We start from the raw sequence: 16,448 nt of genomic DNA on the forward strand, positions 1-16,448 counted from the left end.
CATATATGGCCATCATAGAAGTCAACCACCTTACCAAAGAATATCAACTCGGTCATCTCATCAGTTTGAAGGAAACAGCTTTAAACGCCTTAAGAAGAATCACCTTCCAACCGGTTAAAGAACGTGAGCTTTTTAAAGCACTTGACGACATCAATTTTCATATCGACGAAGGAGAAGTCGTTGGCATTATCGGCCATAACGGCGCAGGTAAAAGCACCCTACTCAAACACTTGGCCAATATCAGTAACCCAACCAAAGGCGAAGTCATTGTGCGCGGCAGCGTGGCTCCTCTGATCGAAGTGGGTGCAGGCGTGAATCCGGAACTGACGGGACGGGAAAATATTTATCTTAACGGCGCGATCCTAGGCATTCCAAAAAAAATCATCCAAAAGAAATTGGATGAAATCATTGATTTCTCGGAATTGGAACAGTTTATAGATACACCGGTAAAGCGTTATAGCTCCGGGATGACGGTAAAGCTGGGGTTTTCGATAGCCACTACGATGGATGCAGATATATTAATCGTAGATGAGGTGCTAGCGGTTGGTGACTTAGCCTTTCAACGGAAGTGTTTTGATCGAATGGAAGACTTAATAAAACGTCAGAAAAAAACAGTTTTATTAGTCTCACACAACATCCGTCAAATCCAACGACTGTGTAATAGAGTATTGATGCTGGACCACGGCAGAATTGATAAAGAAGGAAACCCTCAAGAAGTTTGCGACTACTTTTATCAAAAAAATGATGAAAAAATAAAAGAAAACATTGATACAAATAAAAAACAAATAGAGAGCAGCGGGGAGGTTTTATTATCTGAAATTTGTTTCGTGGATGCCAACAATTCAATAACTGATTCATTAATATATAATGAGGCACATACCGTACTGTTCACAATTAACGTATTACATGATCTTTATGATGTCACTTTTGGCTTTGGTTTCCATACAACAGACTTTATTTATTTAACCACCCACAACAGCGAAGAACAGTTAAATATTCCTTACCTAAAAATGGGTCAGCACATTATCCGATGTAAAATTAAAAATGTGCCTCTACTTCCAGGAGTGTACTCGATCCGCTTCGGTATAACGTCAGGAGAAGGTGTTAGAACCGTGTTTTATGGCGAGAACCTTAAGCATTTTCAAATAGAAGGCATAGTACCCATAACCATTAAAGATGGATTTATTGCACTTGATGCAGCATGGGAACTTTAAAAATCCACTATCACATAAGACCTTTATAATGAAAAAAAAGCTTTCTTGTCGCATATGCAACTCAACTGAAAATCATGAGGTTTTTATCGGACGAGAAATGATGTTCGGGACTCGAGAAGAATTTGAATATTTCCAATGCGCAGATTGCAAATGCTTGCAAATAACTACCATTCCCGACAATTTAGGTCTATTCTACCCTGAAGAATATTATTCTTTTTTTACTTCACCCAAAAATCAGAAATCCAGATTAATTAGACTCCTCATAAAACAAAGATTTAGAAATGCAATATTTGACAAGGGTTATAAAGTCAATAAAATATTATCGAAATTTGTGAGCATGCCAGACTTACGCATAGACGAAGTATTACCAATTTCTGTAATATTACGTACTTCAGGCATTTCAAACTTTAACGCTAGATTCTTAGATGTAGGCTGTGGCAGTTGGTCTATATGGCTCGAAATGCTATACACTGCGGGCTTTAAAAATCTTTACGGTGTAGATCCTTTTATAAAAAAATGTATAAACCTCAATGGAATAACCATATTAAATACCGAACTTAAAGATATTCAAGGTTATTTTGATTTGATTACGATGCATCATTCGCTTGAACACATACCCAATCAGCGAGAGACGTTAGAACATGCCGCGAATTTACTTACTCCGAATGGCGTAATTCTAATTAGAATACCTACAGTATCATCTTTTGCTTGGCAACACTATAAGACCAACTGGGTCGAGATGGATCCTCCTCGTCATTTATACCTTCATTCAAAAAAAAGTGTTGAATTGTTAGGCGCACAAGCAGGATTACAGCTATATGAAACCATATCCGATAGTCTTGACTTTGAACTTTATGGTAGCGAGCAATACTGTCGAGATATACCTCTGACAGATAAAAAATCATATTGGTCAAACCGTAATAGTACGATTTTCACTTCAAAGGAGCTATTAGATTTCAAGGATATGGCTAGAAACATAAACGCCAATAACACAGCAGGTAGAATGTGTTTTTTCTTTAAGAAGCGCTAAAAAGCATGCCAAAAATAAGTGTTTGTATCCCTACATTCAATGGGGAACGTTATTTAAAAGAAACTTTATCTAGCGTACTAGCCCAAACTTATAAGGACTTTGAAGTGATCGTTGTCGATGATCACTCTAATGATAGTACTTGCAACATTGTAAACAAATTTGTAGCTATCGACTCCCGCGTATTTTTGTATGTTAACGAAAAAAACCAGGGACTGGTAGGAAACTGGAATAGATGTGTCGATATTGCCAAAGGAGAATGGATAAAATTTGTATTCCAAGATGATTTACTTCATCCAGATTGTATCGGAAAAATGATGGCGCATGCCAACAAGTCAAATCAATTCATAGTTTGTCAAAGAGACGTAATATATAATGATTACGATAAAAATAGCTCTAACCTTGCACAGACTATAAATGAACTGCCTTATCTTAAATCCATATTCCCAAACGGCGGATATATAAATCCAGAGACAATCAGGAAGACATCATTGGAATATCCGGATAAAAACTACTTTGGTGAACCAACGGCAACGCTACTCCATCGAGATTTATTTTCAAAATATGGAAAATTTAATCCATTGCTTGCACAATTATGTGATTACGAGTACTGGATACGTGTTGCTAGTAACGAGGGTTTGTTTATTGTTCCCCAGATATTGGCTAGTTTCCGCGTACATAATGACAGCACAACGTCAAAGAACAATGATAACAAATTATTTATCATGGAGTACCTAGATAGATTAGCCGTACGTTACGAAATTTTATTTAATCAACACTTTTCTGGACTTAGGCACCAAGCCAAAAAGTCCAAACCTCAAATTAATTTAAGGAAAGAATTTTACAATCTTATGATCGAAGCGGAATGGTTTGCCAAAGAATTCTCTAACTCTAAAATGGACTTATCATACCCCCTATTAAAAGAGCTTGAGTTTTTCATTTATCAACATCCAAACTTATATAAAACTTTGTTTTTCTGGCGTCGGAAGACATATAAATGGTTGGAAAAGAACGTGTTGTGGCGACTTAGATAAGCTCTTTAAAATATAAATATTTTTTCAAAAATACCTCAAGACATTATAATCTCGTATGAAAACTCAAAGTCCATTAGCGAGTGTTATTTTACCCGTATACAACGGAAAAAAATTCATACGTGACGCAGTTCACTCCATATTAACGCAGAGTCATATTAATTTAGAATTACTAATCGTAGATGACGGTTCTACCGATGAAAGTACTAGTATAATTAAAGAGCTTTCAGAAAAAGACAACAGAATTCGTTTTTTTCAGCAAAAAAACAGCGGAGTCGCTGGAGCGCGCAACCTAGCCTTGCGGGAGGCAAAAGGCGAATACATCGGATTTATTGACCAAGATGATATATGGCTAACCGATAAGCTTGAATCCCAAATCACTTATTTTAAGCAAAACCCTGAAGCTGTTTTCCTCCACGGCAATATTGAATATATTGACGACCAGCTTACCCCGCTTGATAAAAGTCTCTATCCCTGGGAAACCAATGCATCTGGTCATTGTTTTGAACGCTTGTTCGTTTGGAATGCTATTGCTATTCAGACTGTTTGTTTTAAACGAAAATGCATGGAAACGGTTGGTTTTTTACGAGAGGAAGTGCCAGGTGTTGACGATTACGACTACTGGCTTAGGTTTTCGCGCTTTTTTCCTATAGATTATCTTGATAAAACTTTCGCTCTTTATCGTTTTCATGGTGAAAATGAAAGCCATAAGTGGCACTTGCAAGATATAAAACGGGCAAAGGTTTTGGAAGGTATTTTGCAGGATTTTCCAGACATTTATCTAGAAATTGGAAAAACTAGAGTCAACAATCAACTTTCGGCGCTTTATCGAGAAATAGCTATTGAATTTATCAGAAAAAACAACAACAAGGAAGCCCGCACCTATTCGTTTAAAGCTTTTGTTAAAGCCCCCTTCAAATTTGAGAATATTTTTACTCTTTTAATGAGCCTCATACCAAATCAGGTTTTATCGTCTTTACGTTGGTATATTTCCAAAATCAATCCGCCACCAAAATGATTATCAAGCATCAAGTGCAAAAGGTTTTGTTTATTCAGCATGGTGCTACCGTGATGGGGGGCGTCGAGCGCTTGTTATTGCAGATAACGGACTCCTATCGAACAAAAGGCATACAATCAATCGTTGTATTGCCGGAGCAAGGAGAATTAGTTACCCGGTTAAATGCCATAGGCATAGAAACTAGAATTGTGCCGGCCGTTCTATTTCCGGGTGAATACGAACTTGGCATTAATCAATACCTTTCAGGGATCATTGAAAGATCGCAACAAATTTTGCAGATTATCAAGGACGAAGATATTGACATAGTTCACACCCATACAGTCTATCCGTTTGACGGCGCGCTTGCAGCCCATAAAGCCAATATTCCTCATATATGGCACGTACATAGTAATTTTGATATAGACACAACCCCAACGCTATTAAAAGCTTTCCCTCTATCGAACGAGAATGTAATATCTCTTTATGCCAATCTATGCGATACATTGGTCGGAGTGAGCAGTCGTACCTTAAAATTTTTTGAAAAAAGCAAGGACCTCCCTGCTAGAGTCATTTTGAACGCTCTTAATGTCCATGACTTTGATTGTAAAGCTGCAGAAAACCCAGACTCCGATTTGCGCGATATATTAAATATTTCGGAAAATTCCCGCTTGGTTGGTTTTGTTGGCAGAATATGCGAGCAAAAAGATCCTTTAACATTTTTATACGCAGCCAGAATAATTTCTGAAAAATTCCCGCACGTCCATTTTGTAATGATCGGACCTCCTGACGATCATGCATTAACAACCAAATTAAAGGAGACGATTTCAAGTGCCCCCTGTGCCAATCATTTTCATATACTTGGTGAACGGGAAGATATTCCTGCGTTACTGCCACAATTGGACGTAATACTCATCACGTCTATTTTTGAAGGATTGGCGGGTATTTGTCTTGAAGCATTGGCTGCACGTTGCCCCACAGTTTCCACACGATGTGGTGGCTCGGAAGATGTCATTACTGATGGCTTCAATGGGTTTCTAGTAGATATTGGTGATTATCGAGGAATTGCACAGAAAGCAATTGCTATTTTAGAAAATGAAGAGCTATCTAACAATCTAAAAGCTGCTGGTAGAAAGCGAGTTGAAGAAGACTTTTCTTGGGATAGATTTATCGACCAATTTATCGAACTGTACTCTGAATTACAAGAAAGACATCATGACATAGTTAAAACCAACCCAGCTTTGGAATTATGTTTCCATCTTATTGCCAGAAATGCCTCATTAGCACTAAAACTTGATAACCATAATAATAGGATTTCAGAACTTGAAGGATTCTTTAATAGATTGCAAGTTACGACCATCTACCGAGCTATAAAATATATTTATAAAATTCTTGGTGGAAATACTCGATCATAATGGCAAAGGTAGTTGGTGATAACGCTAATATGGCACAATCTTTAGCTCCCTCACCTGTTATCAGCGCGATTATGGCTGTTTACAATACCGAACGGTATTTAACCGAGGCTATTCAAAGCATTCTGTCGCAATCTTTTACGGATTTTGAATTGGTAATTGTCGATGATGGCAGCACCGACGGCAGCCCGGAGATTTTGAGAAATCTCGCCCAACAAGATTCTCGCATCAAACTCATCACTCAAGTCAATGCCGGCATAGGCGCTGCAACACAAAGAGGAATTGTCGAAAGCCAGGGCGAATATATCGCCATTATGGACTCGGACGATATTTCCCTCCCTGATCGACTAAAGCTACAGAAACAGTTCCTCGATCAGCATCCGGACATCGACGCGGTCGGTAGCCAATGGCGAATGTTGCACGCCGACGGTCGAGATATCGGCATCGATACGCACCCGACTGACTCGGAGAGAATTTCGGTGTTGATGTACGCTTTTTTTTCGCTGCATCATCCAACCACGATGATTAGACGACACGCATTGGAAAAAGTGGGCGGATACTCCGTAGACCGCAGTTGCCTGGTGCCTGACTACGACTTATTTATGCGCATGCAATTGGCGGGATGCCGGTTCGCCAATCTGCCGGAAATTTTGTTCATCTGGCGCTTAAATCCGGCCAGCACCACGCACCACAAAGCATGCGCCCAAGCCGCCTCGGTTGCCGATGTTCGAGATACAGGGTTTAAACAACTGCTATTGAACGATCCTCAGCGGGCTGAGACCATAGCAAAATCGATTGTTCAGTCTTTTCCAACCGGCACATGGCAAGACGAGAGAATCAGACAACTACTGCCCGAGCGCGAACCGTCTTTGTTGTATCGCACCTGGCTAAATCTCCCCGACGACACCCAAGAAGATCGTTTAAACAAGGCGTTGGTCTTGTGGTTGAAAAAGCCGGATCAATGTTGTGAATCCTTGCGCGAACAATTGATCGCCAACAATAAGCCTTGGCTGGCGACATTGGTGGACGCATATCGGGGTTACAAGAGGGTAGATCCTGCCCTGTATTGCGATAAACTTGCCATCCGCCCCGACGATCAGATTGCAGTAAGTCTATTTGTCACTTATAGCAGCGCAAACGAAGATTTTAATCAGCGTCTGCACCAAGCGCTCACATTGAAAGCTAAAGCCAAGTTTCCGATTGAAATTATTGTTGTTTCAATCACCCCCGATTGCAGCCTAAAACCTTTTGCTCAGTTACTTTCGATGCATGAATGCATTTTCGATGACGGCGGACTTGCTTGGCATACGGCAATACACACGGCTAGTGGTGCGTATTTCGCGTATCTGGAAGATAACTTTAGATTCAATTTGGATGTACTACTGGAAACTCTGGATAGCCAAATCCAGCATAAAACCCGTATTTCATTTATGGCGGATACCCGGTATTTTACCGACGCATTGGATGAAAATGACCAGCCGGCCCTGGACAATCGATTTCGCCCGGTGTGGACGCGTAGCACTCTGCTGGGAAAAGATCGCGTACGCCTAAGTAATTTCATTCATCACCGCGGCTTGCTAAATAATTTCAATGGCAATTTAAATGAAATTGGATTAGCGGCCGGCAGACTACTGGGTAGATATTTAGCCATTAAAAACGAATTTAATATTATCGATGGAGCTGTTAATTATTTCATCCCCGCAATAGCTTTAAATAGCAACCCATTACCTTTATTTCAACAAACTATTGGCGATTGGTACCTGGATTATGGCATGACAAACTTTCCTGACCTTGTATTCCATGACAATTTGTCAAAGTCTAAAATTGAGCATTATGCTCAAACCCTTTCAACAGCTTGGCTCAACAAAAATTTACATGTATACCCAGGCAATGCATCAACGCTGGAAAGCTTCTACCTCAACCGCGTCAATTTAGCGATCAGAATACCATTATTTAGATACTTACTCGCACACAACAAGAAAACTTATTTACTCACCTTTTGGCGGAACAAGGCTTATCTAAATGCAGCGCTGGCTTTATTTTATTGTGTGTATCAGGCCATAGTCATTCGTTTTTTTTCTCCGCACAAAAAATGAAAACTCTACATATTTTCCATAATAGTGATTTAAAAAACGGGGTTGATAAAACCACCTGTACATTGATGGTTGCATTGAAAAAACTGGGCGTCGAACCTATCGCGGTGGTGCCCAAAGTTGGTAATGTCACTGAATATTTGCAGTCTCAAGCGATTCGTTACTGGCTGGTCCCATATTCCTGCTGCGTAAGCCGAACAGAGCGTGCGCAATTTAAGTTTTACGGAGATTCTTTCTCCCAGTTGGAAAGTTTAATTACGTTGATACGCCAGGAAAATCCCGACATTATTCATATTAACACTGGTCATTTACTACATGCCGGTATTGCCGCCGCGCGTCAAAGAATTCCTGCCATTTGGCATATTCATGCTCCATTTGCGGAAGACTTGTCCCGTTATGAATCCAGCGTTGGCGTCGGCGGCTATATTCACCTATTAAAACAATTGAGCAGCCGCATCATCGGCGTATCCGCGGACGTTGGTAAATCGCTATCGGAACATTTGCCGCCAGACAGAATAAATACCCTCTACAACGGCATCGACATTGAAGAATTGCGTAGTTCTGCCAAGGCATCTTCAACCGATATTCGCGCGGAATTGGGACTTTCCGCAGATGCAAAATTGGTAATCGGCGTGGGTCGCATCTCCGCGCAAAAGGATTTTGCGGCCTTTGCCAGAGTAGCCGCCAAGATCGTTCCGCTTAAATCCGAGTGCTATTTCGTTATCGCCGGCCCAAAACAGGAGACGGAGGCTGTCCGCTTGTTGGAAGACGAATTAGAACGTGGCCAATTAAACAACAAGTTATTTATACTCGGACCGCGAGATGACATTGCCGCCCTGCTGGCACAAAGCTCTATATTTCTCTCCACGGCAATTTTTGAAGGCCAGGGCATTGCCGCGCTGGAGGCAATGGCTTTGGGTACGCCACCCGTAGCGATGGCGTGTTCCGGACTGCGCGAATGCATCGTTAACGGACACGACGGCATTTTGGTAGAACCGGGGGATGAAAGTTCCGCCGCCACAGCCATTTTGCACCTGCTGGACGACCCGAAATTCTCTCGAAAACTCACCGCCAACGCCTGCATCTCTGTGGCTGACAAATTTTCCAGCCACGAATACGCCAAGCAATTTCTGAGCATCGCCAACGCTGCGTTGGCATACGGCCCAGCGGCGATTTCTGATCAAGAACTTGATCTGCTATCGGGATTATTGGGACAAATCAATAATGCCCATCTGCGTTTGCTAGGCTTTGAACAGCAAACCTTAAATCAACGCATAAAAGGCATTCTCTGGGAATGGCGCCAACAGCTAAAGGCAATATTCCAATAAAAGCTCGAATTGCCACAATTTCATTTAAAATGAATTTCGCACAATCAACTGCCTGATTCAGGCGAATCCAGCATGCGACAAACTACTGATATATCTCAAGCTAAACCACTCATTTCCGTGATTATGCCTTGCTATAACTCGGCACATATCATTGAAAAAACCATCGCCAATCTGTATCAACAAACTTTCGACAATTTTGAATTGGTAGTGGTTGACGACGGCTCCTTGGATAACTCGCTAGAGGTTTTGCAGAAAATAACAGAGCTATATAAAAATATAAAAATTATTTCCCAACAGAATAAAGGCCCCGGTCCTGCCCGCAATAGAGGATTAGGAGCCGCATCAGGAGAATTCATCGCCTTTCTGGACTCCGACGACAGTTGGCACCCTGAGTTTCTGGCAAAGCTTCATCATAAACTTAAAGAGAATCCGAATTGCGTGCTGGCATACTGCGGCTGGCAAAATATTGGGCTCAATGCCGAACAATGCCAACCTTATATTCCGCCTGATTATGAAGAAAATGATAAGTTTGCCGTTTTGTTGCACAGTTGCCCTTGGCCAATTCACGCCGCGTTGACGCGCAAATTTGCCATCGATCAAGTTGGAGGTTTTAACGAACACTGGCTAACCGCGGAAGATTTCGATATGTGGATTAGGATTGCAATGTTCGCCAATATTGTCCGCGTTCCTGAAGTACTGGCTTATTATCATCATCAACAAGGCGAACAAATTTCCAGCAACAGACTTAGGGCAATACTAAATCATTGGGGCGTACAAAAAGGCTTACTGCACGACTTTCCAGAAATATCGCAAACCCTGGGTAAAGCTAAAACCGATCTTTTGACAAAAGGCCAGTTATTGCAAAGAGCTTATGAGTTTTATTGGAAAAACGATTTACCTAGCGCGCATCATTTATTTAGAAAAGCCTTGGGGATGGGGTATTTTGGTACGAACGACTTAAAATATATTCTACCCAGCTTACTGCCTCTAACGCTTTACCGGGCTCTAATAAAAAAAATACGGAGTTAAGATCCCATTAGCCAGCGTTGATAACTTTCAAGCCGACAAAGATTAATCTTGAGCCCAACATCCTTATTTCGCTTCCCATTCCAGGCTATGGGTACCCAATGCGAGATCCAATTGATTTCCGCTGAGCATAAACAGGCCAAGCGTATTGCCGATATCGTAATAGCCGACGTGCAACGCTTAGAGGGCTTGTATTCCCGCTATAAACCCGACAGTCTGCTATCAAGGATTAATAAGGCGGCAGCCAAAGGCGGTCACATTACAGTCGATGCCGAAACTGCTGGATTACTGAATTATGCCGCAACCTGTTATCAACAAAGCGACGGCCTGTTCGACATCACTTCCGGAATTTTACGGCAGGCTTGGCGTTTCGAGTCCGGCCAGTTGCCGGATGAACAACTGATTAAAACACTATTGAAAAAAGTCGGATGGCACAAGCTACGCTGGCAGGCACCGCTATTGGAGTTTCCGCTGGCCGGCATGGAGCTGGATTTTGGCGGTATCGTCAAAGAATATGCCGTAGACAGGGCTGCGGTAATTGCGCAGAATGCCGGCGCTCGCCACGGCCTTATCAACCTGGGCGGCGACATCAAACTGATAGGCCCAAGACCGGATGGCGCGGCCTGGCAAGTGGGCATCCATCACCCCCGCCAAAGGCAGGCATTAGCAAGTACTTTGGCACTACATAACGGCGCAGTCGCCAGCAGTGGGGACTATGAGCGTTGCATTATCGTCAACGGCCAGCGCTACGGACACATTCTTAATCCCAAAACAGGCTGGCCGGTTCGGCATTTGGCATCTGTCAGCGTCGTCGGCGAATTCTGCGTAGTGGCCGGCAGCGCGTCAACCATCGCCATGCTCAAGGAAGAACAAGGCCCAAGCTGGCTGGAACAGTTGGAATTGCCGTACTTGTGGATAGACGTACACGGCAATTCCGGAGGCTCGTTAGCCAATCGCATCTAGACAGCAACACGCCGAATTTTTTCCCGTTACCGATGTGGCGCAAACTGAATGCGCCAAAAAATACGGCATATCCCCTGCCATTGCGGCATAAGCCGCAAAACCGGTACTTAGGCATTACTCATACCCTCGACAGGCCCCGCCGAATGTGGATTGATTATTGGCACATCTATTGCTTTATCTAAAAAATAAAGCACTATTTTGTTGCCTGCCCCATCCAAGCAATTTGCGGGGTATCAACTACAGCCCCCAACCCATTCAAGATTTTAAGAACGCGCTAAAAATGCCCTTTCTTTGGATGAGGGATAGAGTGCTTTTACCAGTCGTTAACAAGCTGCCACGGATGGCGGCGCCTTATGAATCGGCAAACCGGGAGACCTGGCGACGCAATTACAAGAAAAAATCAGAAATAAAAATAGCGCGGTAGTTGTTAGCTATACCGCGAGATGGAGAACCCGATAAGCCCAGCCGCGCTGAATCGCTGCTGAGCTCCAGCACTTGGATAATTAGAGTAAATGTTTGATGGCTTGTCGTTCTTCTTTTAACTCTACTTCGTTTTGACGTAATCTTGCCAAGCTGAACTCGTTAAGATCCAAACCCTTTACGATGCCGATTTGTCCATCCACCACCGTTACCGGGAAGGAATAAACCAATCCTTCCTCAACGCCATAGCTACCGTCGGATGCCACCGCCATACTCACCCAGTCTCCCGGATCGGTACCGAAGGCCCAGACCCGCATATGCTCAATCGCCGCATGCGCCGCAGACGCCGCGCTGGACTGGCCGCGTACCTTGATAATTTCAGTACCTCGGTACTGAACAGTGGGGATAAATTCATCAACAAACCAGGATTGCTCAACCAAAGACAACACATCCATGCCCTTGACTTTGGCATGATGTAAATCAGGATATTGAGTGCAGGAATGGTTACCCCAAACCGCCACATTTTTTACGTCCCTGCTCAGCACCCCGCATTTCTCGGCCACCTGGCTTATCGCGCGTTTATGATCGAGCATGGTCATCGCCGTAAAACACTCCGGCGCTAAATCCGGTGCATTGTTGATGGCAATCAGCGCATTGGTATTAGCCGGATTGCCGGTCACTAACACCTTGACATTCCGGCTGGCTACCTCATTCAGCGCCCGGCCTTGGGTGATAAAAATCTGCGCGTTATCCAATAACAAATCGCTACGCAACATCCCTGGTCCGCGCGGTTTTGCACCCACCAAAAATGCATAATCGACGTTATCGAACGCCACTTTCGGATCGTCGGTAATGATGATTTTGTTGATCAACGGAAACGCACAGTCATTCAATTCCATCACCACGCCTTGTAACTGCTTCATAGCCGGTGGAATTTCCAACAGACGCAGCACGATAGGCTGATCAAGTCCCAGCAGTTCCCCGGACGCCAAATGAAATAACAAGGAATAACTAATCTGACCAGCTGCACCTGTTACAGCAATATCAACGGGCGTTTTCATCTGCGTTCCTCTTTAATGATTGGATTCTTCCACACCCGACCCAACGGCAGGCTTTTCCAATATGACATAAAGTTTTTGAGCAAACAATCACTAATTCCAGCTTGCCAAAACCGGTTTGGATTCTGCGGCGAGGTAAATATTATTCTGTATAATGCCGTCGGCTAACCTTCTCCCACCAGGCCACCATTTTTATATCAGGTAGCTTAATGAAAAAATTGTTATTCCAGTTCGACACCGATACCCATCCCTCGGCTTTCGATACCGTAGTCGCTTACGACGGCGGCGCGGACCATGTCATTGGTTACGGCAACATTACCCCCGATAACGTCGGTGGCCTGGTTGACGGCACGATCTTTACTCGCGCACCCAAGGACAAAAAAAATACTGCGATTTTTATCGGCGGCAGCAATATCGAGGCTGGCCAGCGCTTACTGATAGCGGTGCAGAAGCATTTTTTTCCCGGCTTCCAAGTCTCAGTGATGCTGGACAGTAACGGCAGCAATACCACAGCCGCCGCCGCCGTTGCCAAACTGGGCAGCAGCGCTAGCCTGGCCGGCAAAAAAGCCGTGGTTCTGGCCGGCACCGGCCCGGTCGGGCAACGCGCGGCCGCGATGATGGCACTGGAAGGCGCGCAAGTCAGTATCACGTCCCGACACATATTTAACGCGGAAAAAGCCTGCTTCGCGATGAAGGAGCGTTTCGGCGTAGATCTAACACCGGTAGAAGCAGCCGATTACGACAGTCGCGCCGCCGCTATCCAAGACGCCAACATCGTGTTAGCTACCGGTGCTGCCGGCGTCCAATTATTAAAGCCGGAACATTGGCAAAACAATCCGCATCTGCAATTGATGGCAGACGCCAACGCCACGCCGCCGGTCGGAATCGGCGGTACGGATGTACTGGATCGCGGCGAACAGCGGCACGGCAAAATCGTCTGGGGCGCCATCGGCTTCGGCGCGTTAAAACTGGCCTTGCACCGCGCCTGTATCACCAAACTATTTGAAAGCAACAAGCAGGTGTTCGACGCGGAAATTATCTTCGCACTCGCTAAAGCCATGGCTTAAGGTCCTGCCGGATCGATATGCCCACCAGAGAGCCAAGTTTACGCGAACACGCAACCGCCATTTTTCAAGCGGGTGTGGCGGCGGCCAACCCCTATATTGCCGTCAAACACTTTCTGAACGCCGATAGCGAACTATTACATATCGGCTCGCCACAAACCGGCTACCGCAGCGGCGACTGGCGATGCATTCATCTAATATCATTCGGCAAAGCCGCTTGCGCAATGGCGGATGCGGCGCAAGCGATTATTCCCGAGTCTTGGCTTGCCGCTAAAGGCATTGTCGTGACTAATTACGACAACATTGATGTCGTAGAAAATTGCCAGGTATTCGGTGCCGGCCATCCGCTGCCGGACGCTGCCGGTTTGCACGCCGCAAAGACCATCGCTAATCGTTTAAGCAGTGCGCAATCCGGGGAACTGGTGTTAGTGCTGATTTCCGGCGGCGGCTCGGCATTGCTGCCCTACCCGGTCGCCGGCATCAATCTGGCGGATAAAATCGCCACCACCCGTTTATTGCTGGCCTGTGGCGCAACCATCAACCAAATCAATTGCGTCCGTAAACATTTATCCCAGCTCAAAGGCGGCGGCCTTGCCCGACTTGCCGCACCCGCCGATTTGCATGCACTGATTCTATCCGACGTATTGGATAACGATTTAAGCGCCATTGCCAGTGGCCCCAGCGTGCCAGATGATACGACTTTCGGAGATGCCGTCGCGGTACTCAAATCCTTCGGCATTTGGCAGCAAATACCGCTTAGCGTCCAAAAGCATTTAGACGAAGGCGTGCAAGGCTTACAAATCGAAACCCCGAAAAGCGGTGACCCGCTCTTCCAACATAGCAGCCACACCTTGGTGGGCAGCAATTCCACCAGCGTAGATGCCGCAGCGAATGCCGCAGCCGACTTAGGTTACCAAACCCAAATTTACAGCAAGCAGCTATGCGGCGAAGCGCGTTTGGTTGCCGAGCAACTGGTGCAGCACGCACTTTCCATTTCGGCGGACATAGCTCAACCTACCGCCCTTGTCGCCGGCGGCGAAACCACCGTTACCTTGAAAGGAACCGGCAAAGGTGGTCGCAATCAGGAAATGGCTCTCGCCTTTGCGCTAGCCGCGGAAAAATATGGTCTGAATAACGCGTGGACGTTTTTAAGCGGCGGCACTGACGGGCGCGACGGCCCCACCGATGCCGCCGGCGGCATCGTGGATAACGACAGTTTGCAGCGCATACGTGACGCGGCTCTCGACCCAGACGCCATGCTGAACGATAATAACGCCTATCCGGCACTCAAAGCCGCTAACGATTTACTGCTGAGCGGCGCGACCGGCACCAATGTCGCCGATTTGCAAATTCTGCTGCTGCATCCCAACGCATAACCCGAACTTACTTTAGGAGACCCCATGTTTAGCGAATCGATGACCATCAAAGGCTTTGATGACGAACTATTTCAAGCGATGGAACAAGAACGCCAACGCCAGGAAGACCATATCGAACTGATCGCCTCGGAAAACTATGCCAGCCCCCGGGTTCTGGAAGCGCAGGGCACCGTACTGACCAATAAATACGCGGAAGGTTATCCGGAAAAACGCTATTACGGCGGTTGCGAATATGTTGACATCGTCGAGCAATTAGCGATCGATCGCGCCAAAGAACTGTTCGGTGCCGATTTTGCCAATGTGCAGCCGCATTCCGGTTCACAAGCCAATATGGCGGTGTTCATGTCGCTAATCCAACCCGGCGACACCATCCTGGGCTTGAGCCTCGCCGACGGAGGCCATTTAACCCACGGTGCGAAACCCAACTTTTCCGGCAAAATCTACAACGCCATCCAGTACGGCTTGAACAAAGACACCGGCGAAATCGATTACGAGCAAGTCGAAGCACTGGCTTTGGAGCACAAACCCAAACTCATCATCGCAGGGTTCTCGGCGTATTCGCGCATTTGGGACTGGCAACGCTTCCGCGACATCGCCGATAAGGTAGGCGCTTATCTGGTGGTGGACATGGCCCATGTCGCCGGCTTGGTTGCCGCTGGTTTGTACCCCAACCCCCTGCCAATTGCCGACGTGGTCACCAGCACCACCCACAAATCCCTGCGCGGCCCTCGCGGCGGCTTGATTTTGTGCAAAAGCAATCCAGACCTGGAAAAAAAGATCAACTCCAACATTTTTCCCGGCATTCAAGGTGGACCGCTGATGCACGTCATCGCCGCCAAGGCCGTAGCGTTTAAAGAAGCCCTGACTCCGGAATTTAAAACCTACCAACAACAAGTGGTGAAAAACGCCCGAGCCATGGCCGAAGTGTTTGTCAAACGCGGCTTTGACGTGGTCTCCGGCGGCACCGACAACCATTTGATGCTGGTGTCATTAATCCCCAAAGGCATCACCGGCAAGGCCGCCGACGCCGCCTTGGGCCGAGCGCACATCACCGTCAACAAAAACGCCGTTCCCAACGACCCGCAATCGCCTTTCGTCACCAGTGGCATCCGCGTTGGCACCCCTGCCCCCACCTCGCGCGGCTTCAAGGAAGACGAAGTTCGCCAAGTGGCGGAATGGATGTGCGATGTGATGGATAATCTGGAGGATGAGAGTGTGATTGATGCGGTTAGGGAGAAAGTGCATTTGTTGTGTGCTAGGTTTCCGGTTTATTCGGCTGGGTAAGATTATGTGTCGCTATCGCGACAGGTGTTTTTAAGTCGGGTCTCGGCCCGACAGCAGAGATACTTTCGCTACGAAAACCATCCTTGGTTTTCGCCCTGCGGGCCAGCCTGCCGGCTGTTCAAATTCGTTCCGTACGAATTTGTGCTTGTCCAAAGAAA

At 45.8% G+C, this 16,448-nt stretch carries 13 protein-coding genes; 12 read left to right on the forward strand and 1 reads right to left on the reverse strand.

The genetic code is table 11. The features are described from left to right. The first annotated feature begins 5 nt into the window (after positions 1–5). From ACR64Q_RS12435 to ACR64Q_RS12475, 9 genes are all read left to right on the forward strand, one after another. Positions 6–1,214 (forward strand): ABC transporter ATP-binding protein, encoded by a 1,209-nt coding sequence (locus tag ACR64Q_RS12435; RefSeq protein WP_026601152.1) that lies wholly within the window; start codon positions 6–8, stop codon positions 1,212–1,214. Positions 1,215–1,242: 28 nt separating this feature from the next. Further along, a complete protein-coding gene (locus ACR64Q_RS12440) occupies positions 1,243–2,244 on the forward strand; it encodes a class I SAM-dependent methyltransferase (RefSeq protein ID WP_036275630.1) in 1,002 nt (333 codons plus the stop codon). A 5-nt stretch (positions 2,245–2,249) separates the two neighbouring features. Then, entirely contained in the window at positions 2,250–3,275 is a 1,026-nt protein-coding gene (locus tag ACR64Q_RS12445) for a glycosyltransferase family 2 protein (protein WP_026601154.1), read from the forward strand. Positions 3,276–3,330: 55 nt separating this feature from the next. Continuing rightward, positions 3,331–4,290: a glycosyltransferase gene (locus tag ACR64Q_RS12450; protein ID WP_026601155.1), complete on the forward strand. Its 960-nt coding sequence runs from the start codon at positions 3,331–3,333 to the stop codon at positions 4,288–4,290. Then, positions 4,287–5,681, forward strand: coding sequence for a glycosyltransferase family 4 protein (locus ACR64Q_RS12455; RefSeq protein ID WP_026601156.1), 1,395 nt, complete (start codon positions 4,287–4,289; stop codon positions 5,679–5,681). Before ACR64Q_RS12450 ends, ACR64Q_RS12455 begins: the two co-directional genes overlap by 4 nt. A gap of 71 nt (positions 5,682–5,752) precedes the next feature. Beyond that, entirely contained in the window at positions 5,753–7,774 is a 2,022-nt protein-coding gene (locus tag ACR64Q_RS12460) for a glycosyltransferase family 2 protein (RefSeq protein WP_026601157.1), read from the forward strand. After that, positions 7,771–9,099, forward strand: a complete 1,329-nt coding sequence (locus tag ACR64Q_RS12465; RefSeq protein WP_026601158.1) for a glycosyltransferase family 4 protein — start codon at positions 7,771–7,773, stop codon at positions 9,097–9,099. Before ACR64Q_RS12460 ends, ACR64Q_RS12465 begins: the two co-directional genes overlap by 4 nt. A gap of 72 nt (positions 9,100–9,171) precedes the next feature. Then, positions 9,172–10,128 carry a glycosyltransferase family 2 protein gene (locus ACR64Q_RS12470; protein WP_026601159.1) on the forward strand — a complete coding sequence of 319 codons (957 nt, stop codon included), beginning with the start codon at positions 9,172–9,174 and terminating at the stop codon, positions 10,126–10,128. A gap of 87 nt (positions 10,129–10,215) precedes the next feature. Next, complete coding sequence (locus tag ACR64Q_RS12475) at positions 10,216–11,088, forward strand: FAD:protein FMN transferase (RefSeq protein WP_026601160.1); 873 nt, start codon at positions 10,216–10,218, stop codon at positions 11,086–11,088. 503 nt (positions 11,089–11,591) lie between these two features. On the opposite strand, the gene ACR64Q_RS12480 is transcribed toward ACR64Q_RS12475, so the two are convergent. Then, positions 11,592–12,569 carry a malate dehydrogenase gene (locus ACR64Q_RS12480; RefSeq protein WP_020482279.1) on the reverse strand — a complete coding sequence of 326 codons (978 nt, stop codon included), beginning with the start codon at positions 12,567–12,569 and terminating at the stop codon, positions 11,592–11,594. 206 nt (positions 12,570–12,775) lie between these two features. Between ACR64Q_RS12480 and ACR64Q_RS12485 the strand changes: the two genes are divergently transcribed. From ACR64Q_RS12485 to glyA, 3 genes are read left to right on the forward strand one after another with little or no spacing between them, the layout of a single operon-like run. Beyond that, entirely contained in the window at positions 12,776–13,633 is an 858-nt protein-coding gene (locus ACR64Q_RS12485; protein ID WP_026601161.1) for an NADP-dependent methylenetetrahydromethanopterin/methylenetetrahydrofolate dehydrogenase, read from the forward strand. Between the two features lie 17 nt (positions 13,634–13,650). Beyond that, the gene (locus ACR64Q_RS12490) at positions 13,651–15,006 is read left to right on the forward strand and encodes a glycerate kinase type-2 family protein (protein ID WP_026601162.1); all 1,356 of its coding nucleotides are present in this window, start codon (positions 13,651–13,653) and stop codon (positions 15,004–15,006) included. A gap of 24 nt (positions 15,007–15,030) precedes the next feature. After that, a complete protein-coding gene (gene glyA / locus ACR64Q_RS12495; RefSeq protein ID WP_026601163.1) occupies positions 15,031–16,290 on the forward strand; it encodes a serine hydroxymethyltransferase in 1,260 nt (419 codons plus the stop codon). Positions 16,291–16,448: the final 158 nt, after the last annotated feature.

It is taken from the genome of Methylomonas sp. 2F7 (genome assembly GCF_057126975.1).

What these genes read in the sequence shown, in the direction of transcription:
- ACR64Q_RS12470 (WP_026601159.1), top strand. Translation starts at nt 9,172, where the DNA reads ATGCGACAAACTACTGATATATCTCAAGCTAAACCACTCATTTCCGTG.
- ACR64Q_RS12490 (WP_026601162.1), top strand. Translation starts at nt 13,651, where the DNA reads ATGCCCACCAGAGAGCCAAGTTTACGCGAACACGCAACCGCCATTTTT.
- ACR64Q_RS12450 (WP_026601155.1), top strand. Translation starts at nt 3,331, where the DNA reads ATGAAAACTCAAAGTCCATTAGCGAGTGTTATTTTACCCGTATACAAC.
- glyA (WP_026601163.1), top strand. Translation starts at nt 15,031, where the DNA reads ATGTTTAGCGAATCGATGACCATCAAAGGCTTTGATGACGAACTATTT.
- ACR64Q_RS12485 (WP_026601161.1), top strand. Translation starts at nt 12,776, where the DNA reads ATGAAAAAATTGTTATTCCAGTTCGACACCGATACCCATCCCTCGGCT.
- ACR64Q_RS12475 (WP_026601160.1), top strand. Translation starts at nt 10,216, where the DNA reads ATGGGTACCCAATGCGAGATCCAATTGATTTCCGCTGAGCATAAACAG.
- ACR64Q_RS12455 (WP_026601156.1), top strand. Translation starts at nt 4,287, where the DNA reads ATGATTATCAAGCATCAAGTGCAAAAGGTTTTGTTTATTCAGCATGGT.
- ACR64Q_RS12435 (WP_026601152.1), top strand. Translation starts at nt 6, where the DNA reads ATGGCCATCATAGAAGTCAACCACCTTACCAAAGAATATCAACTCGGT.
- ACR64Q_RS12480 (WP_020482279.1), bottom strand. Translation starts at nt 12,569, where the DNA reads ATGAAAACGCCCGTTGATATTGCTGTAACAGGTGCAGCTGGTCAGATT.
- ACR64Q_RS12460 (WP_026601157.1), top strand. Translation starts at nt 5,753, where the DNA reads ATGGCTGTTTACAATACCGAACGGTATTTAACCGAGGCTATTCAAAGC.
- ACR64Q_RS12465 (WP_026601158.1), top strand. Translation starts at nt 7,771, where the DNA reads ATGAAAACTCTACATATTTTCCATAATAGTGATTTAAAAAACGGGGTT.
- ACR64Q_RS12445 (WP_026601154.1), top strand. Translation starts at nt 2,250, where the DNA reads ATGCCAAAAATAAGTGTTTGTATCCCTACATTCAATGGGGAACGTTAT.
- ACR64Q_RS12440 (WP_036275630.1), top strand. Translation starts at nt 1,243, where the DNA reads ATGAAAAAAAAGCTTTCTTGTCGCATATGCAACTCAACTGAAAATCAT.